Genomic DNA, 18,973 nt, shown 5'->3' on the forward strand with positions numbered 1-18,973 from the left:
ACTGTGTTCAGTTTGAACTGGGATTGTTGATTAGGTTTATACCTAACTGTTTAAGTAACTGTATCCAGTTATGATCTGCATCCGAGCGAACGATGGCGGTTACATCAAGTTCGGGTCTTAGCCATTTTGCGGTTAGCAGCGCTGTTGAAATATCGCCTGCGATTTTACAGTGTTGTGGCAATAGAGGTAATAGTATTTCCATTGGTATTGCCGCTGGTATAGCTCGGGCACGCAGGGGTAAATGCCAGATGCTGTTAGCAGCGTCTTCAGACTGCAATTCTAACTCTGTGCGCGGATGATGTTTATAGCCAATATCCTCACCGCACTGTTCTAACCATTGCCCAAGTTGTTCTTGATTGGCTGACATAGCGGAACTGTGTGAGAGCAGTAATAAGCCCGATACGTTATCTAAAGCTAATGAGTGTTGGTTCAAGCAAAGTTCAGAGAGCTCTGTGAACTCAGGACGTTGCAAATTCTTAGGTAAAGATTGGCAGGGTTTACGTTTTAGTATTGGTAAAGCTAACTCGGGAAACGCCAATATTGAATGATGAATCCAAGCCGATGCACCAATCGCAGGGGGCTGTTTCCACCAATGGCCGTACGCTAGCTTTTTCACCCAATGGTCGAGGATTTGATCTTTTAACCAGTGTGTTTGCCGCCCTATATAACTGTATGTACCATCGTCGAGGTACACACCTTTAGATGCAGGGCTGTGTGCCATTGCAAACTGAAATTCAATACGGCGGTCGTTGCCTGTGTAGATCCAGTTAGGGCAAACCTCGGTCAGTGTTTTTTCTATCAGTTTGAAACTCGTTAGTCTTTGCTGCCTTTTACCTTTACCCTCGGCTTTTTCAGATAGCACTTGAATACGTTTAAAAGGGCTGGAATCCCACTGAGCCAGTGCTTCACGAAACACCGATGTGGTGCTGGTTTGATCAATCAAACCGAGTTCGGCGCTGTCGCCATTAGGCAGTTCAAACGCTACCATTGCCGCAGTCAGTACATTGAGTGGCGTTGATGCTAAAAACAGATGATTAGCCAAGCCTGTTCACCTCTTGCTCTAAGTGCGCACAAGCGGCTTCGATGTGCTCAGCATCGGCGTCTTGCCAGCGTCCAGGGATCTGATACTCGCTTTCTAGGTAGTGCAACAAGCCCTGTCGAATAGTTGGGTTCGGCTTAAACCCAACGAGCTGGGTGAGTGCCTGCTCTAGTTCCGCTTGGCTTTGAGCGCTCAATGTTAGACCAGCAATATTATAGAACGCCTGCCCAAGCACTAAGGTATTGATATTGGCCATGATGGCTTCAATACCTACGGTGGAATTGATTGTAGCAACAGCATCCGCGTGAGCGATGAAGGCTTGTGTATCGCCGCTGTTATATAAACGGATCTTTTTTGAGCTTGAATTGAGGTGTTTGATCAGCTCGGAATAATCTTGATCACAAGCGGGGTGAGTTTTTAGCACGATATTCGGCGTGCGTTCTTGTAAGTTGCTTTCGGCTTTAAGTAGCGCATCGACTAAGGCGGTCATGTCTTTTAACCACGGAGAAAATAAGACGATTTGGCTATCGGTATTTACTTGAAAAGGGATGAATACATAGTGCTCTGGCAGTTCCTCTGGGCGCTCTTTATGTTCAATGCTGGTCTTGCGCACGTGGCCTGAGCGTGTGATAAAAAACTGTGGATCACGTGGTACTGAATTTAAAAAGTTAATGCCTTTTCTATCCAGCGTCGTCATGCCGGGTAGCAGGCCATTTTCCATGAATAGGGGATTGATCTGTAATGATTCGGCTGCGGCTACTACGACACGCTGGCGAAATTTCAATCCGTTCCATACCACCAGATGGCTTATTTTATGGTTAGCCAAAGCCTGTTGATAAATGGCAAGTAATGCTCGAGCTTCTAATGTTTTGACCTTAGCAAACAGCTTCCAGTAACTGGCCGAACGGGAACGTCCTTTGCGGCTGTTTTGTTTCTCTCGAATGTGATCATTAACTATAGATTCGAGCTTAGTTCGAGTCTCTAGCGACACGTGCTTCAAGCGTAATAAGGCGAATGGATTCAACCATAAGAATTTGTGCCATATGACCAACGACGGCAGCGAGTCAGAGGCATTAAGCCTAGAGCTTAATTGCGTAAAGTATTGGCGATGAATACGTCGTGCGGCGAAAAACGCAAGTTTCATAAGCGGCCTCTTAATGGGCTGCAGAGTTTAACGCAATCAGGATTGAAGTTCAGCCTATCGTGTTGGCTGGCTTGTTTACTATGCAAGGGCTGAAGAGTGCCTCTTATTTATAAAAAAAGCCGGCCCCTAAGCGCAGAAGATACTTAGATGACCGGCTTTACTACTTATAGAGTATCAACAACTCAGTTGTTTGTTCCCTTAGTACTTATACGCTTCTGGCTTGTACGGACCATCAACTTTAACGTTGATGTATTCCGCCTGCTTTGGCGTTAGCTTAGTGATCACGCCACCAAAGCCTTCGACCATGTCTTTTGCTACTTCTTCATCTAGCTTCTTCGGTAGCACTTTCACATAGATGCTTTCAGCTTTTTCAGCTTCCATCATGTCGGCAAACTTACGCTCGTACAGATAGATTTGCGCCAGTACTTGGTTAGCAAATGAGCCATCCATAATACGTGATGGGTGACCAGTCGCGTTGCCTAGGTTGACTAAGCGGCCTTCTGATAGCAGTAACAGGTGATCGTCAGAAGCTTTATCACGGTACACTTTGTGAACCTGTGGTTTGATCTCTTCCCATTCCCAGTTTTTACGCATAAACGCAGTGTCGATTTCGTTATCGAAGTGACCAATGTTACATACGACTGCACCGTTTTTCAGGGCTTGCAGCATGAACTGGTCACACACGTTGATGTTACCAGTGGTGGTTACTAACAGATCGGTTTTGCCCAGTAAGTTAGTGTCGATACTGTCCATTGTGCCGGCGTTGATACCATCAATGTACGGAGAAACCACTTCGTAGCCATCCATACACGCTTGCATCGCACAGATCGGATCGATTTCGGTTACTTTTACGATCATGCCTTCTTGGCGCAATGAAGCAGCCGAACCTTTACCCACGTCACCATAACCAATCACTAGGGCTTTTTTACCGCTCAATAAGTGGTCAGTACCGCGCTTGATCGCATCGTTTAACGAGTGACGACAGCCATATTTGTTGTCGTTTTTCGATTTAGTCACAGCGTCGTTCACGTTGATCGCAGGCACTTTCAATTCGCCTTTAGCCATCATCTCTAACAGACGATGCACACCCGTGGTGGTTTCTTCAGAAATACCGTGGATGTTATCCAGCATGGCTGGGTATTTAGCGTGAACCATTTCTGTCAGGTCACCGCCGTCGTCCAGAATCATGTTGGCAGCCCAAGGGGTGTTGCCATCTTTTTCAGATAAAATCGTCTGTTCGATACACCATAAAAACTCTTCTTCAGTTTCGCCTTTCCAAGCAAACACAGGAATGTTGGCAGCGGCGATAGCGGCGGCAGCGTGATCCTGAGTTGAGAAAATATTACATGACGACCAGCGCACTTCGGCACCTAGCTCAACCAGAGTTTCGATCAACACGGCGGTTTGAATCGTCATGTGGATGCAGCCCATGATTTTGGCATTGGCCAAAGGCTTGCTTTCGCTGTATTTGCGACGCAGCGCCATTAGGGCTGGCATCTCGCTTTCAGCGATTTTAATTTCTTTACGGCCCCAATCGGCCAGTGCCATATCGGCAACTTTATAATCAGTAAAGGTAGTCATAGTAACCGTCCTTAAAAATGGGTCGTCGAGGTATGCCGACGACCTAAAAAATTGTAATGACCTTATAGGCCCGCTGCGGCTTTTAACGCATCGACTTTGTCGGTACGTTCCCAAGTAAACGCAGTAAAGGTTTTCGTTTTGCTCACGCCTTGATCGACATAGGTATAGCTAGTTTCAAATGGCTCGCGACCAAAGTGACCATACGCAGCGGTGATCTGGTACATAGGATTCAACAACTCTAGCTGGTTTTGAATCGCGTATGGACGCAGGTCGAATACTTCGCGAATCACTTTCGCTAACTGGATATCCGTGATCTTGCCGGTACCAAAGGTGTTAACCGAAATAGAAGTCGGCTGTGCAACACCAATGGCATACGAAACCTGAATCTCGCAACGATCAGCCAAGCCCGCAGCAACGATGTTTTTCGCAACATAACGACCCATGTAGGCAGCAGAGCGATCCACTTTTGAGGGATCTTTACCAGAGAATGCACCACCACCGTGACGTGCCATACCGCCGTAGGTATCGACAATGATCTTACGACCGGTTAAACCGGCATCGCCTACTGGGCCGCCAATGACGAAGTTGCCAGTTGGATTGATGTGATACAAGGTACCTTCATGCAACCATTCTGCTGGTATAACAGGCTTGATGATGTGCTCTAACACTTCAGCGCGCAGTTCTTCTAAGGAAATGCTTGGCGAATGTTGAGTTGATAGAACAACGGCATCGACTTTTGGTGAGCCGCTTTCCCAGTTAATGGTTACCTGAGATTTTGCATCAGGGCGCAACCAAGGCAGGGTGCCGTTGCGACGTAATTCCGACTGACGCTGCACTAACAAATGCGCGTAGTAAACCGGTGCAGGCATTAAGCTCGGAGTTTCGTTAGTGGCGTAACCAAACATTAAACCTTGGTCGCCAGCGCCTTGATCTTCCGGCTTGGCACGGTCGACGCCTTGGTTGATATCAACCGATTGCTTACCAATACCGTTTAAGACGGCGCAGGTCGCACCGTCGAAGCCCACTTCAGAGCTGTTGTAACCAATGCCGGTAATCACATCACGAACGATCTCTTCCAGATCAACGTAACAAGAGGTAGTGACTTCGCCAGCAACGACAGCCATACCGGTTTTTACTAAGGTTTCCACCGCAACACGAGCGTATGGATCACGGGCGATGATGGCATCTAATACCGCATCAGAAATCTGATCGGCAACTTTATCTGGATGACCTTCGGACACCGACTCAGATGTAAAAATGGAATATTCGCTCATGGCTGACTCCTCTCAATAATTTTACGAACGCTCTGGTGAGCGATGAAATAACCGGAACTGGATTTGGAACCCATTCCTTAAACCTAAAAATTGACTCTGACCTTCGATCAAGCCTGCTTCTGTGGCCCAAGCCGTTAAATCGGCAGGGTCGAAGCCTAGCCATAGATCACCGCAAGAATCCTTTGCCCATGCCTGATCATGACGACATAAATCCGTGATCAGTAATGTTCCCTCGGGTTGAAGTAACTCAGCTACTTCGTTAAAAATCGTTTTCGGTGCCGGTACGTGGTGCAACACCATATTGGCCACGGCAAATTGGTATTTTGTCGTTGTCGTGTTTGCCAGCAAGTGGGCGGTATCACCGAGTACACAATCGACATTAGCAATCGCGTTGGTCGCTAATGTTGCCTCGGTGCGAGCCAGCATGTCCGGCGACACATCAAGCGCCGTAACCTTGCTAAAATGCTTAGCGAGCAAAGGTAAAAATGCCCCTTCGCCAGGGCCAATCTCCAAAGCGTAGCCAGCTTGTTCGCTATTTCGAGCTCTGGCCGTTAACGAGTCGAGAATGGTCGCTAGTGCATCACCGTATTGGTCAAATGATGCGATCAAATCTTGCTGGTCTTTAAAGTCATTGGCGTGACGAGAGAAGAACTCTGCGCAGGCCTCCGCACGTTCGGCAAGCACTTGCTCTACGGCCATGCCGATATCTTCATCACTGCTAGCAGCATCAATCGCGATAAAGGTTGCTCGCAGCCACTGACTCCAGCTATCTGTCGCGGTAATGAGCGGGCGACGATAAAAAATACTATTGCCTTCGCGTTGAGTGCTCACCAGTCCCGCTTGTGCCAATACCTTTAAATGATGGCTCATGCTCGACTGTTTAATATCGAATATCTGACACAGCTCCAACACCCCAAAAGCCCCGCGTCCAAGCAGCTTTAAAATGTTCATTCGTAGGGGATCGCCGGCCGCTTTGCTGGCTTGAGCAAGGTACACAATATTCAAGGAGCGTTCGTTGTTAGCAGGCATGCGGGAAAGTATAACCAGCAAGATATCGTATATCAATTTTTTTCGATATAGATTTTAACAATGCCGAAGTACTGTTTTCTTAAGCTACAAGGTTCGGATCTGGTATAAAACTGGGTATGATCATTTAACTGGCGTAAACGGCCACTGGCGTTAGATGGATAAAATAAGAATAACGTCGATAAGCATGAGCATGGCAAAGGAATCGTAATGACAGATATTTATGCGAGTGAAAAGAAAGCGCCTACCAAGTTGCAACAGGCGATAACGCCATTGATCGATGCTTTAGCTGGGGTTGTAAAAACAGATCCAAAGCATTTGAAGTTACTGGTGGCTTGTTTGTTGTGTCGCGGGCATCTCTTGCTTGAGGATGCTCCGGGCGTCGGTAAAACCACTTTAGCGCGAGCATTGAGCCAAGCGTTGGCATTGCGTATGAAGCGCTTGCAGTGCACACCGGATTTAATGCCATCGGATGTGACTGGCATCAGCATCTATAATGCTCCCGAACATAAATTCCAATTCATGCCCGGCCCTGTATTTACCAATATATTATTAGCCGATGAAATCAACCGTGCTACGCCACGTACCCAGTCGGCCTTATTAGAGGCGATGGCGGAGGGTACGGTGACCTGTGATCGCAAGACCTATCCTCTACCGAATCCTTTTATCGTTATTGCCACTCAAAACCCGGTGGAATTTAGTGGCACCTTTCCGTTACCCGAAGCCCAGTTAGATCGCTTCTTTATGCGTCTTAGCTTAGGTTATCCCGACGCTGAACAAGAACTGGCGATGATGATGGCGCAGATGTCTGGACATCCGTTAGATGAATTAAAACCTGTACTAAGTGAGAGCTTGTTACTGGCTTTGATAGCGCAGATCGAGAAAGTGGTTATCAGCGAACCGACCGCGCGCTATATCAGTGAATTAGTGCGCGCTACGCGCGAGCATGCAGCGGTTCGTCTTGGCGCCAGTCCGCGTGGTTCTCTAGCTTTAATGCGAGCTGCTCGGGCGATAGCCGCGCTGGATGGAAAAAAAGCGGTTACTGTGGATATCGTTAAGTCCTTGTTGGAGCCGGTATTGAGTCATCGCTTGGTGTTTCGGGATTCGAGTTTAATGCAGCCAGAAAAGCGTAAAGCGTTTTGGAATGCCCTTATTGCTCAGGTCCCAGTGCCTGATTATCCAACTGACGACTTGGTTTAAGCGGCAATACTATGAATTCCTCTGTGAATGTCGGGGAGTCGCTTAAGCCGCTGGCGCGTTGGCTTAGCAAGCATATCAATGCGCCGCGCTTTTTAGTTTTGATGATGGTTGTGTGCTTTTTAATGGCATGGAATCGTGGCATTGATTTGCTGTACGGTATTTGCGCTATCATTCTTGCCTTGTTACTGGTTTCTTGGGTTATGCCTTGGTGGATGCTGCGCCAATTGCGGCTTAGCCGATCGCAAGTGGGGCTAGCGGAAGTGGGAAGCGAACTCCAACTCCGCTATCGTTTTGCCGGTAAGCCCGCTTGGTATTTATCCGTCGCCGAGCAATTGCCGAATATCCCCGAACTACAAACCCATTTTATTGCCTATGCCGACGCCAATACGCCTATGGCGTTAAATTATTTGTGCGCGCAGCGTGGCATATTTACTCTACCTAAGCCTGAAGTCAGTTGCGGCTGGCCGTTTGGTTTTATTCAGCGACGCTTAACCTTAGTAAGCGAAGATTGTCAGATTATTGTGGCTCCAAAACCTACCGTTATTCGTCGTTTACCTGCGCCTATTCAGGATGCTCAAACAGTTGATGGACAAGAATCGCAGCAGATTTTTAGTGGGCATAGTGATTTCTCTGGTGTACGTGATTATCGACCGGGCGATTCTTTAAAATCCGTTCATTGGGGCGCATCTGCGCGTCAGCAAAACTTGATTGTGCGTGAGTTTCACGGTCTAGACTGCCCGCGCTGGTTGGTCGTTATTGATGGCAATTCAACGAATAATGTCGGTACTGAAGTAAGTAACGGGGTGAATAGTAGTTTCGAGTTGGGGGTTAGGATCGCGGCGTCTCTTTTACAATTTGCTCAACAACAGCAGAAAGGGTTAACACTGTATATTGAAAGCGCACAATCGCGGCAATTTAAAGTGCAGCCTGGCCAGCAGTCGATAGCGGAACATTTACAAGATCTTGCGTGGGTCACTGCCGATGGCACGCGTAATTACAGTGAAGCCATTCGCGCCGCGCAGCAAGAACAAGGACAGCAGGCAGTCTTAATTACCGTGCGCGTTAGCAGCCAAGAATTGCAATTACACTCTCCTTCAGGCCACATTGATATAGTGATTTCTGAGGAGAGCTATCGCTTTCCTATGGCGCAATACAAAGAAGGTTGGACGACCGTCAGCCAGAACCAGTTACGCTTAGATATTCATCAGCTGAGTGATTTAACACGAGTATTTTCGCAATGATTCGGCGTGTACCTGTTATAAATTGGTTTAGTTTGCAGATGACATCTGCCGCGACGGGATGTGCTGCGGTTATGATTTCTCCTTACGCTGCATTGCTATTTCCGCTATTGCTGCTGTTGGTCTGGTTTACGTTGCAGCTAGGCTGGAGAACACGACAAGAGCCTGAAAAAAATAAACCGATTGCTGATGGAATAGCCGTAATTGGATTAGCGATCTTCCTCTTTTTATTATTTAAACTTAATTTGCTGGTGGCATTGGGTGCCTTGTTATTCGTTGCTGCGCTAGCCTTGAATGTGCAACTGCACACGTATCGTCGTTTTTACTTTGCTCAAGTAATGAGTTTTATTTTTGTGTTGGTCGGGGCTGCCGAGGCAACGTCTGGCTTCTATTTGTTAGCAATAATTGCATACAGTCTTTTCGCCGCCTTTAGTTTAGGAGAAGCTTGGTTAGATCAGGGGGAGCAAATTGAGCATCACGAAAAAAATGAGGTGGTACCAAAAACGGCTAGCCAGCACAGAGTATTCATAACAGCGGTTATTTTAATTTTGGCTTTTGCATTTTATTTAATCATTCCTCGCCCTCCAGCGTTGAATTTTGGCGGACAGGAATCCTCAGCCGGTGATTTCTATCATGATGATGACTGGCAGAAGCATGCTGATGACAATGTACCTCCACCACCGAAGAAATCGGAAAGTAACGAGGTCGAAGATCAGCGTACACGCTTAGATAATTTTAATGAAATTACTGATCTTTCTTCTTACGGCGATGACGGTAGTGACTATGAATATGACGGCTTTAATAGCCAGTTTGATATTCGTGAAACCATGGCAAGCAAGGCTGGTATTGATTTGAATGCTATTGTCGCGCGCATGAAAGCGCCGCACGGCAGCTACTTAAAAGTTCGTACCTTTAATTACTTCGATGGCGAGAGTTGGTCATCTACCAACGAAAATATCAGTCGTAAAGTTAATACTAACTTTATAGGAAAAGTAGATTTAGACGTCACACGCAAAGGAAATTTCCAGCAAGTTATTACCATCGAAAGGAACATGCCAGCATGGCTTCCTGCCGCCGCCGATCCAGTTTCTATATGGGTGCCGGCGAGTGTGATTGCACTTGATCAATTCAATCAGCCTTTATTGCCGGGAGTGCTACGCCCCAACACGCGCTATACCGTTAAGTCGGCATTAGAACTGGTGGATAACCGCCCAATATCGAGAGTGCCACCGCCAGAAAGCGAAGACCTACAACTCACCAAAAACTTTGATGGGCGTATACGCAAGTTAGCGCGCGAAGTGACACGCAAATATTCGGGCAGTTATGCCAAAGCCATCGCTCTAGAAACACATTTACGCAGTGAATATCAGTACAGTTTTGCTTCGATTACACAATCACAAGGTCGTACGCCACTGAGCAAATTTCTGTTTGTCGACAAGCAAGGTCACTGTGAATATTTTGCTAGCGCGATGACGATTATGCTACGCAGCTTAGGTATCCCCGCGCGCTTGGTGACGGGTTTCTCTGTGAATAATAAAAATCCGCTGACAGGATATTTTGAAATCCGTGCAATTGATGGTCATGCTTGGACCGAGGCATGGATTGACGGACGCTGGGTAACGTTTGAACCGACGGCGTATTATCAAATTCCTAGCTCACACGAAAGTGTTTTTGCTGCAGAGCAGATAAGTCAATACGCTCAGCAGGTCGTGCAACTTAGCCAAGTCGGAGACAGCCAAGAGTTTAATCTTGGAGCCATTCTTAGTGCGTTATGGCTAGCGCTATACTCAGGCGTCGTCATTATTGCGGCCTACATTAAACTATTTTTATTGAATGCTTGGCCTCTACTGCTGCTGATGTGCGTGATTCTATTTGCTAGTTGGATGTTCCAACCTTATTGGCTGCCGTATCTGCATGCTTATATGAGCGCACGTAAAATACAGGCTTACACGCCTAACAATGCGCCTGACGCCCTTTATTTCTATATGTATCACCTACAACGCATGGCGCAAAAGCACACACCAAAACGTCAGTCGTCGGTTGAGATCGAAGATTGGCTATCGGTCGTTGAAAACCAATATGGTCACCTGTCGGCCATGCGTACCTTAGCCCATTGTGTCCATAATACTTTCTATCTTGGTGAATATTCAGATTTAGAACAAATTCAACAAGCGGCTTTGGCAGCAGTCGAAGAATTGAAGAGCTAATTTCTTATTCTGCTACACGGTAACTTGTCTTAATCGCGCTCTTACCTCGCGGGTTTTCATGGGGTAAAGTGCGGCATGTTTTATATTGCCGAGGACATTTTTATGTCTAATACCAACGCGCTGACCCTCTACACCATCAATATGTCGCATTACAGCGAGAAAATTCGTTGGTTATTAGATTACGAAGGTATTCCCTATATTGAACAGGCACTAACGCCTGCTATCCATACTTTACCGATGCTATTAAAAGGTGGTCGAGGTCAGACTACAGTTCCTTTGGTTCAGCGTGGTAGTAAACGCGTTCAAGATAGTCCGCGAATTGTCGATTGGTTGGCACAAGAATATGGGCCATTAAAATCTTTACCAGCAGAATCTCTTGATGAAATCATTGCAATACAGCGACGCTTTGATGCCATAGGCAAGGGTGTTGCGCGTTATTTATATTTGCCAGGATTTGCTCATAAAGCACTAATTTTAGATATTTGGACGCAGTTTGCGACACCTTGGGAGAGCCGCATTGTACGTGCTGGTTATCCGATTATTAAGCCTATGTTTAAGCTAAAGCTTAAAATTAATAAAAAACATGTCGCAATTGCTGAACAGCGTATTGATGCTGAGATTAAGTGGTTGGAAGCACGCATAAAACAAGGTCGTTATCTGGTGGGTGATAGCCTAACCATTGCTGATATTACAGCCGCTTCTTTACTTGCACCGTTAGCCTGCCCAGAAGAACATCCAATTTACGGCACGAGTGAATTCCGCGAAAAAATGGCTGGTGTCGCCAAGTTGTGGGCCGATAGTCCAGCATTACAATGGGTTCGCGATATCTATGCTGCCCATCGTGGTCAAATTTGGCAGGTTATGCCCAACGCAGCATAAGTGCTGTCATTTCATACTCACGGTCGACTCTTTATGGGCAAGGCTAATCTTGCCCATTGAATCCCTAGGTTAGCGCTATATACTGTACGGATATACATATCATCTACAGTAGCATTTTATGCGCCTGATTATTGCCGAGAAACCAAGCTTAGGCCGCGCAATTGCAGCGGTGCTTCCTCAGCCTCACAGTAAAGGCGAAGGCTTTGTGCGCGCTGCCAACGGCGATGTGGTGAGCTGGTGTATAGGCCATCTATTAGAGCAAGCTCAGCCAGAAGCCTATAACCCCCAATATAAACAGTGGCGGTTAGATCACTTACCAATTGTTCCTAATGAATGGCAGCTTGAAGCTAAGGCGCAAACTCGCAAGCAATTAAGCGTATTGCGTAAACTGGTTAAAGAAGCAGATAGCATAGTGCACGCGGGAGACCCAGATCGTGAGGGGCAACTATTAGTAGACGAGGTTATTGCCTTTTTAAAAGTGCCAGCGACAAAACGCTCATCCATGCAGCGTTTATTGGTGAGTGATTTAAATCCCCAAGCGGTCACCCGCGCCTTGCAACAGCTACGTCCTAATAAGGATTTTATTCCGCTGTCTGTATCGGCTTTGGCGCGCTCTCGTGCCGATTGGTTATACGGAATTAATTTAACCCGAGCTTATACGTTAAAAGGCCAACAGGGCGGTTTGAAAGCGGTGTTGTCAGTCGGTCGCGTGCAGACACCAATTCTAGGTTTAATTGTGCGCCGAGATAATGAAATTGCCGACTTTATTAGCAAGCCATTTTATGAAGTGTTCGCGGCGCTACATTTAAATGCCGAACAGCCGCTGAGTTTTTATGCAAAGTGGCTACCCAGCGAATCTTGCCAAGCGCACCAAGATGATGAGGGCCGTGTACTGAATCCTAAGCTTGCACATAATGTCGCTCAACGTATTCGCCAGCAAGCGGCAAGCGTGACCAGTATTGAGCGAAAATTAAAAAAACAAGCAGCACCCTTGCCGTATAATTTATCGTCGCTGCAAATTGATGCGGCAAAAGCCTTCGGTTTAAGTGCGCAGCAAGTATTAGATAGCTGCCAATCGCTATACGAAAAACATCAGCTAATTACTTACCCGCGTTCCGATTGCCGTTATTTACCGACAGAACATTATGCGCGTCGCAGTGTGGTATTGTCCGCCATTGCTAACAGTGCCAATGAACTGGCTAGTGGAGTAGCACAAGCTGACACGCAATATCGCAGTAAAGCGTGGGACGATAAAAAGGTGGAAGCGCATCATGCGATAATTCCTACCGAAAAATCGTTGGATATTCAGCGTTTATCAAGGTATGAGCAGAAAGTTTACCAATTGATTGCGCGCCAATATGTGATGCAGTTTTATCCTGCGTTCGAATATGCCGATACGCGCATTGAATTAGATATTGCCGGTGGTGTGTTTGTCGCCACCGAGCGAGAAACGATAAAACTCGGTTGGAAACAACTGCTTCCAGCTCGTAAACAGTCGGATCAAAACGCCGATCAAGATCCAAGTCGCCCATCGTTGCCTAAATTAGAAAAGGGGCAAGTCCTGTGGAGTGGCGAACCGGATGTGCAAGAAAAGAATACTCAGCCACCGGCGTATTTTACCGATGCTACTCTGCTGGCGGCAATGACAGGCATTGCTCGTTTTGTTACAGATTCTGAATTGAAAAAAATATTAAAAGAAACCGACGGTCTCGGTACCGAAGCGACGCGCGCCGGAATCATTGAACTGCTTTTTAAACGCCGATTTCTACAGCGTGAAGGAAAAAGTATTCGCGCAACCGATTTAGGTAAAGCGCTGGTAGCGGCCTTGCCCGAAGCCTGTACCTTGCCGGATATGACTGCCCAGTGGGAAAAGCAATTAAATGACATTACCCAAAAGCTATTAAACTACGATCAATTTATGCAACCTCTTGCTCTTCAATTAGACGCATTAATTAACCAAGCCAAGCAGCTAGATATCGGACGTTTTGGTGGCATTTCCATGCCTGCGTTTAAACCAAGAAAAGGCGGCTCTGCAGTAAGAAAGTCGACGGCACCGCGCAAGTCAGCTAGCACAGATAAATCAACTAGGTCGATTAAATCAAAGCGCAAACCTAAAGCTTGGTAATCGTTCGTTGTCGGCAAACACCCAATGCCGTCCCCATAACTCACGGCTGAATGGATGCGTATTTGCTATGCAAATATCACCGATATTGGCCTGACGAATATGACAAATTGCGGTTTACTTTCGATCGAATGGTGCTGCACTAGCCCAGCCATCTTTGTGCGGACCTATAGCACCACCGCCTGGGTCAAACCGGTGAAATTAAAGCAAAGGTCAGTTGGAGTGTTGGCGCTCATGCCAGGGAGTTTGCATATAGCATTGTCTTTCGTTAAGTGATTGGACACGCAGTTTAAGGACCATCTGCATTTTTCTTTATGTCATTTTACTGTATACGCTGGCTTTAGTCGTTTTACTTCATTAGCTGTTCACATATGATAAGACCTGCGATCAACAATAAAAAACCGAAGGATACGCATTATGAGCTTTCGAGCCCTCTTTCTAGTAGCGCTACCCCCTATGTTTGTTGCATGTGGCGGTGATTCTGGTGGTAGCTCGTCTCCTGCGATCAATGTAACAATTTCAGAAGATTTAAAAGGACGCGCAAGCGAACCTGATTTAACTTCAACACCGGTTGAAAATTACCAAGCCGTTGCTTTGAATACCTTATTGACCAGTTATGTTGTCGAAGACAGCTGGGTCGATGTTTATTACACGGCGGCAATCACTGGGGATGTGGCGGTTGTGCTCTCTAGCGCTGCTGAGAATCTTGATTTATTGGTATCAGATTTTACCGGTCTGAATACCTTAGCCTCGAGTAAAGGCGACACATCGGATGAACGCTTAGTCTTTACTGCAACCAGTGGTTTTACCTATCGAGTTCGAGTTAAGTCTGAGGGTGGCTCTGATAACTTTCAAGTTAGGTTTGCAGCGGCTAATCGTGAAACGTTAGGGCTTACAGAAAATGAATATTTTGTAAAATTCACGACCAGCAATGACACCGACTGCGTAGGTTTAGGTTACACCCTTAAAAGTACAGAAAGCTTAGTTATTAACTGGAAAAACGGTTACATAATTAATGAAAATGAGCGCATGAATTTTAGCTCGGTAAGTGGCACCACCTTTGTTATTGAAGAAAATAGCAATGACACAATTCTCGGTCTCAATACCGTCAATAATTATAAATTACAGTTGACGCTTGATGCCGAAACTGGATTGATTTCGGGCTCCGAATTTAGCGAGAAAGCCTACGCTTATGCTGGTGATAGTCTCGAGTGTCGTTTATCTATTGATATGACGGGGCTAATCGTCCTATAAATAAAAAGCCGCCATTAACTTAGTTAATGGCGGCTTTTTATTGCCTGTTAGTTCAGTAATAAATTACTTTACTAAGGTCAACCATTCTGGTTTAAACGGTGCTTTACCCGTTACTGTATCGAAGTACATATTTTGTAGCTTCTCAGTCACTGGGCCACGGCTACCAGCGCCGATTACGCGACCATCCAATGATTGAATCGGCAATACTTCTGCGGCAGTACCGGTAAAGAAAGCTTCATCGGCGATATACACTTCATCGCGGGTGATGCGCTTTTCACGTACTTCAATACCCATTGAGCGTGCCATTTCCATAATGGTACGACGGGTAATACCGTCTAAACATGATGTCAGTTCTGGCGTGTACATAACGCCATTACTCATCATAAAGAAGTTTTCACCAGACCCTTCAGCTACGTAGCCTTCGTTATCCAGTAATAGTGCTTCTTCGCAGCCGCTGTCTAATGCTTCACGTAGGGCTAACATGGAGTTCATGTAGTTGCCGTTCGCTTTTGCTTTACACATAGTGATGTTGACATGGTGACGCGTGTAACTAGAAGTACGAATTTTAATACCTTTAGTTTTCGCTTCTTCGCCCATGTACGCCGGCCATTCCCAAGCCGCAACCATCACATGCACTTTTAGATTTTCAGCACGTAAGCCCATACCTTCAGAACCATAAAACGCCATGGGGCGAATATAAGCACTGTTCAGGTTGTTTTCACGCACAGCGGCGCGATGCGCTTCGTTAATTTCTTCTTTGCTATACGGCAGCTTCATATTCAGGATATGGGCCGAGTTAAACAGGCGCTGGGTGTGTTCCTGCAAACGGAAAATTGCTGCACCCTGTGCCGTCTCGTATGCCCGCACACCTTCAAAAACGCCCATGCCGTAATGCAAGGTATGAGTTAATACGTGGACTTTCGCTTCGCGCCAGTCAACCATCTCTCCGTCTAGCCAGATCAGACCATCGCGGTCGGACATGGAAGGTAGCATAAGGACCTCACTCAAAATTCGTAAAATGTTGTTGGCCAGCTGACTCAGATTTTAGATATCAGCCTCTAACCAGAGTTTCCACAGTCGGATTACATCGCTGCGTCGTACATCAAAGCCCAGTCTGGATTGGGTGTCATAGTCCAGTAACAGGGATTGCTTCTGTAATGCACGCCGGTGAGTTTCGGCTCGGTAGGACAGGTAGGTTTCCTGCAGGGTCTGACGATCTTGTGGATTCATCAGGCCAACTTGCGCGAAGGCATCCAACAAACGCATGTTGTCTGTAACAGCCAACAGCGCTGGGTGTTGGTGTGACCACGCCAGTACTCCGTATTGAACCAGAAACTCGATGTCAACAATACCCCCCGCGTCTTGTTTGAGGTGAAATTGCTGGCCGCTCGTATCTTTGGAGCCAAGATTATCCCTCATTTTTTGTCGCATGGCTCGCACTTCTTCGCGCAGGGCAGGGATATTACGCGGTCTTGATAAAATGCCTTCGCGCACTTTTTTTGTTGCCGCGGCCAGTGCGGCTTGTCCGCAGAGTATTCGCGCTCGTACTAAGGCTTGGTGCTCCCATGTCCATGCGTGCTTTTCTTGGTATTCGCTGAAGGCTTTTAACGAGGTAACTATCATGCCGGAGTTACCCGACGGGCGTAGCCTTAGATCAACTTCATATAAGTCACCGGAGCGGGTTTGCGTCGTGAGAATGTGCACCATGCGTTGGCCCATACGGGTATAAAATACGCCGTTATCTAAGCTGCGCTCGCCGTTAGTCGCTTTGCCAGCAATCCCATTGTGAATAAACACTAAATCCAGATCGGAGCTATAACTGATCTCGAGGCCACCTACCTTGCCGTAGCCAAGAATGAGAAACTCAGGCTCAGCAACAGCGTCATTATTGGCATCGGTCGGGTAGCCATATTTATCGACCATTTGCTGCCAAGCTAGATTCATAACCGTTGTCAGTGTGACCTCGGCCAGCCACGTCAGATAATCACTCACCTGCATTAGGGTTAGTGCTTCCATTACCTCACAGGCGGCGGCACGTAATTTGTGGGCACGCACAAATTGCCTGAGCTGCTCCATTTGCTGTTCTAAATCATCAGGATCGATGCGCAATAGGCGCAGGTGCAGCTCTTCGCGCAGTTCAGCAGCTGATGGCAAGCGATATAAGCTAGTAACGTCGAGTAACTCATCTAACAACAGCGGGGTTTGAGTGATGTATTCAGCTACCCAGCTGGAGGCATTACATAAGCGCACAAGTTGCTTCAGTGCCTGTGGATTTTCTTTTAATAACACTAAATAAGCTGTTCGGCGTAGCACCGCTTCCAATAAGGGAATTAACCGCTCTAGTGTTGTTAGTGGTGCTGTTTGCAGCCATAATTTCTGCAGCAGTAGAGGCATTAATTCTTCTAAACGCTCGCGCCCAACTTGCTGCATATTGAGTACGGCGCGGGATTCACGAAAGGTCGAAAGCTTATCTTGTACTTCCTTGGCGTTAGCACAGGGATGCTCAGCTAAAAATTCATCCGCAGCAGCGCCTGTTAATTCACCGTGCCACAAATCTAGCCAGGCATGATTGAGCGCCGACGAGTCTTGCTCACTATCCTCGTCATTAGCGACAATTTGTGCAAAGTGGTGGCTAACATTTTGTCGATGCGTCGATAGCTGCTGCAAGTAGGTTGGCCAATCGCTGCAGTTCATCGCCCAAGCAATACGCGCCTGATCAAGTTCATTTTGTGGCAGCTGTTGGGTTTGTTCGTCGGCTAATGCCTGAATGGCGTGCTCACTGTCACGCAAAAATAAATAGGCACTGCGTAATTGTTCACAGGCTTCAATCGGGAGATAACCTTCGGCAGCAAGGATGTCGAGCACGCGGCATAGTTCGCGTGTTTGTAGTAGCCGGTCTTGGCCGCCACGAATTAATTGGAAGGCTTGTACAATAAATTCGACTTCGCGAATACCACCCGACCCCAGCTTAACGTTGTCTTGTAGACCGCGACGACGCACTTCTGCATTAATCATATCTTTCATCGAACGTAAAGACGCAAACGCGCTGTAATCAACATACACCCGATAGGTAAACGGGCGCAGAATGCTAAGCAATTCTTTGGCGGCGAGGCTAGTTTCACCGTTCATAACGCGCGCCTTCACCATCGCGTAGCGTTCCCAATCTCGACCTTGGCTTTCGTAGTAATTTTCCAGTGAAGTGAAATTCATTACCAACGGGCCGCTTTGACCATAGGGGCGCAGGCGCATGTCGGTGCGAAAGACAAAGCCATCAACCGTGTGTTTATCTAGTGCCTGTATTAATTTTTGTCCAAGCTTAACGAAGTATTCTTGGTTACTAATTACCTTAGGACCAGAGGTATCACCACTGTCGGGGTAAGTAAAAATAAGGTCGATATCCGAACTTAAATTTAATTCGTAAGCGCCAAGTTTACCCATGCCCAACACCAGCATTTGCTGTTCTTCACCACTTTCTTTACTCAGGGGCTTGCCGTGACGCGCAATTAAATCAGTCGCTAAGAAATCGAGGCTGCGACAGACGCATTCATCCGCTAATTCCGATAGGACTCGCGTGGTATCTAAGGTATTTCCTAAGCGCAGTAAGTCGCGCCAAATAATATGCACCATAGCGCGACGACGCAGATGGCGTAGCGCCGCATGCCAGTCGTCATCGGTTTTCGCATCCTGGGAGAATTCATTTAGCCACTGGCGAATATCGCCTCGCTTCAATGGTTGCGACAGGGTGTCGGTACGCAATGCGTGAGCGAAGTATTCACCTTGATGGGGCAATGCATCGACAACATAGTCGCTTAAACACAAGACTTTTTGCAGGCGTTGCTGTTGTTCATGTTCAAGGCTTTGCCAAAGATTGAGCCAATCAAAACCGTGATGTGAGTACGCATCGGCTATGGTTGCTTGAATGTGTTGCCAATGAGCGGAAATTGGGCCGGGAAGCATGGTCTTCTTACCTGAAACGATTAGACCATTACTTTAGCTGCTGAGGCGCTAT

The 18,973-nt window shown here is 46.9% G+C and carries 13 protein-coding genes and 1 pseudogene; 6 read left to right on the forward strand and 8 right to left on the reverse strand.

Translation table 11 applies throughout. The annotated features are described in order from the left end of the window. Positions 1-7 precede the first annotated feature (7 nt). From TOL_RS01385 to TOL_RS01405, 5 genes are all read right to left on the reverse strand, one after another. Positions 8-1,042 (reverse strand): polysialyltransferase family glycosyltransferase, encoded by a 1,035-nt coding sequence (locus tag TOL_RS01385; protein ID WP_015485475.1) that lies wholly within the window; start codon positions 1,040-1,042, stop codon positions 8-10. After that, positions 1,035-2,183, reverse strand: a complete 1,149-nt coding sequence (locus tag TOL_RS18050; RefSeq protein ID WP_015485476.1) for a capsular polysaccharide export protein, LipB/KpsS family — start codon at positions 2,181-2,183, stop codon at positions 1,035-1,037. The genes TOL_RS01385 and TOL_RS18050 overlap by 8 nt, the downstream gene beginning before the upstream one ends. A gap of 198 nt (positions 2,184-2,381) precedes the next feature. Next, on the reverse strand, positions 2,382-3,764 hold the full coding sequence (gene ahcY / locus TOL_RS01395) for an adenosylhomocysteinase (protein ID WP_015485477.1): 1,383 nt from the start codon (positions 3,762-3,764) through the stop codon (positions 2,382-2,384). Positions 3,765-3,826: 62 nt separating this feature from the next. Continuing rightward, positions 3,827-5,038 carry a methionine adenosyltransferase gene (gene metK / locus TOL_RS01400; RefSeq protein WP_015485478.1) on the reverse strand — a complete coding sequence of 404 codons (1,212 nt, stop codon included), beginning with the start codon at positions 5,036-5,038 and terminating at the stop codon, positions 3,827-3,829. Between the two features lie 21 nt (positions 5,039-5,059). Continuing rightward, complete coding sequence (locus TOL_RS01405; protein WP_015485479.1) at positions 5,060-6,067, reverse strand: ArsR/SmtB family transcription factor; 1,008 nt, start codon at positions 6,065-6,067, stop codon at positions 5,060-5,062. Between the two features lie 207 nt (positions 6,068-6,274). Here TOL_RS01405 and TOL_RS01410 point away from each other — a divergent pair, with 207 nt between their 5' ends. The 5 genes from TOL_RS01410 to TOL_RS01430 all read left to right on the forward strand — a co-directional run bounded on the left by TOL_RS01410 (position 6,275) and on the right by TOL_RS01430 (position 13,713). Further along, entirely contained in the window at positions 6,275-7,264 is a 990-nt protein-coding gene (locus tag TOL_RS01410) for an AAA family ATPase (protein ID WP_015485480.1), read from the forward strand. An 11-nt stretch (positions 7,265-7,275) separates the two neighbouring features. Next, positions 7,276-8,505, forward strand: a complete 1,230-nt coding sequence (locus tag TOL_RS01415) for a DUF58 domain-containing protein (RefSeq protein ID WP_015485481.1) — start codon at positions 7,276-7,278, stop codon at positions 8,503-8,505. Further along, on the forward strand, positions 8,502-10,709 hold the full coding sequence (locus tag TOL_RS01420; protein WP_015485482.1) for a transglutaminase TgpA family protein: 2,208 nt from the start codon (positions 8,502-8,504) through the stop codon (positions 10,707-10,709). Before TOL_RS01415 ends, TOL_RS01420 begins: the two co-directional genes overlap by 4 nt. Before the next feature lie 102 nt (positions 10,710-10,811). Continuing rightward, entirely contained in the window at positions 10,812-11,588 is a 777-nt protein-coding gene (locus TOL_RS01425) for a glutathione S-transferase family protein (protein ID WP_015485483.1), read from the forward strand. A 118-nt stretch (positions 11,589-11,706) separates the two neighbouring features. Then, complete coding sequence (locus TOL_RS01430; RefSeq protein WP_015485484.1) at positions 11,707-13,713, forward strand: DNA topoisomerase III; 2,007 nt, start codon at positions 11,707-11,709, stop codon at positions 13,711-13,713. On the opposite strand, the pseudogene TOL_RS19480 reads toward TOL_RS01430, so the two are convergent. Continuing rightward, a pseudogene (locus tag TOL_RS19480) lies at positions 13,702-13,964 on the reverse strand (class II glutamine amidotransferase); the annotation flags it as partial. The gene TOL_RS01430 and the pseudogene TOL_RS19480 overlap by 12 nt on opposite strands. A 163-nt stretch (positions 13,965-14,127) precedes the next feature. Here TOL_RS19480 and TOL_RS01435 point away from each other — a divergent pair. Next, positions 14,128-14,964 carry a hypothetical protein gene (locus tag TOL_RS01435; protein ID WP_015485485.1) on the forward strand — a complete coding sequence of 279 codons (837 nt, stop codon included), beginning with the start codon at positions 14,128-14,130 and terminating at the stop codon, positions 14,962-14,964. A gap of 63 nt (positions 14,965-15,027) precedes the next feature. Here TOL_RS01435 and TOL_RS01440 read toward each other — a convergent pair whose 3' ends face one another. Both TOL_RS01440 and glnE read right to left on the reverse strand, forming a co-directional pair. Next, positions 15,028-15,957, reverse strand: a complete 930-nt coding sequence (locus tag TOL_RS01440; RefSeq protein ID WP_015485486.1) for a branched-chain amino acid transaminase — start codon at positions 15,955-15,957, stop codon at positions 15,028-15,030. A gap of 51 nt (positions 15,958-16,008) precedes the next feature. After that, on the reverse strand, positions 16,009-18,921 hold the full coding sequence (glnE, locus tag TOL_RS01445) for a bifunctional [glutamate--ammonia ligase]-adenylyl-L-tyrosine phosphorylase/[glutamate--ammonia-ligase] adenylyltransferase (RefSeq protein ID WP_015485487.1): 2,913 nt from the start codon (positions 18,919-18,921) through the stop codon (positions 16,009-16,011). Positions 18,922-18,973: the final 52 nt, after the last annotated feature.

Source organism: Thalassolituus oleivorans MIL-1, from assembly GCF_000355675.1.
In the GTDB taxonomy this organism is placed as follows: domain Bacteria; phylum Pseudomonadota; class Gammaproteobacteria; order Pseudomonadales; family Oceanobacteraceae; genus Thalassolituus; species Thalassolituus oleivorans.

Excerpts from the sequence above, each read along its gene's own strand:
- TOL_RS01415 (WP_015485481.1), top strand. The coding sequence starts at position 7,276 with ATGAATTCCTCTGTGAATGTCGGGGAGTCGCTTAAGCCGCTGGCGCGT.
- ahcY (WP_015485477.1), bottom strand. The coding sequence starts at position 3,764 with ATGACTACCTTTACTGATTATAAAGTTGCCGATATGGCACTGGCCGAT.
- TOL_RS18050 (WP_015485476.1), bottom strand. The coding sequence starts at position 2,183 with ATGAAACTTGCGTTTTTCGCCGCACGACGTATTCATCGCCAATACTTT.
- TOL_RS01430 (WP_015485484.1), top strand. The coding sequence starts at position 11,707 with ATGCGCCTGATTATTGCCGAGAAACCAAGCTTAGGCCGCGCAATTGCA.
- TOL_RS01405 (WP_015485479.1), bottom strand. The coding sequence starts at position 6,067 with ATGCCTGCTAACAACGAACGCTCCTTGAATATTGTGTACCTTGCTCAA.
- metK (WP_015485478.1), bottom strand. The coding sequence starts at position 5,038 with ATGAGCGAATATTCCATTTTTACATCTGAGTCGGTGTCCGAAGGTCAT.
- TOL_RS01420 (WP_015485482.1), top strand. The coding sequence starts at position 8,502 with ATGATTCGGCGTGTACCTGTTATAAATTGGTTTAGTTTGCAGATGACA.
- TOL_RS01435 (WP_015485485.1), top strand. The coding sequence starts at position 14,128 with ATGAGCTTTCGAGCCCTCTTTCTAGTAGCGCTACCCCCTATGTTTGTT.
- TOL_RS01410 (WP_015485480.1), top strand. The coding sequence starts at position 6,275 with ATGACAGATATTTATGCGAGTGAAAAGAAAGCGCCTACCAAGTTGCAA.
- TOL_RS01440 (WP_015485486.1), bottom strand. The coding sequence starts at position 15,957 with ATGCTACCTTCCATGTCCGACCGCGATGGTCTGATCTGGCTAGACGGA.
- TOL_RS01425 (WP_015485483.1), top strand. The coding sequence starts at position 10,812 with ATGTCTAATACCAACGCGCTGACCCTCTACACCATCAATATGTCGCAT.
- glnE (WP_015485487.1), bottom strand. The coding sequence starts at position 18,921 with ATGCTTCCCGGCCCAATTTCCGCTCATTGGCAACACATTCAAGCAACC.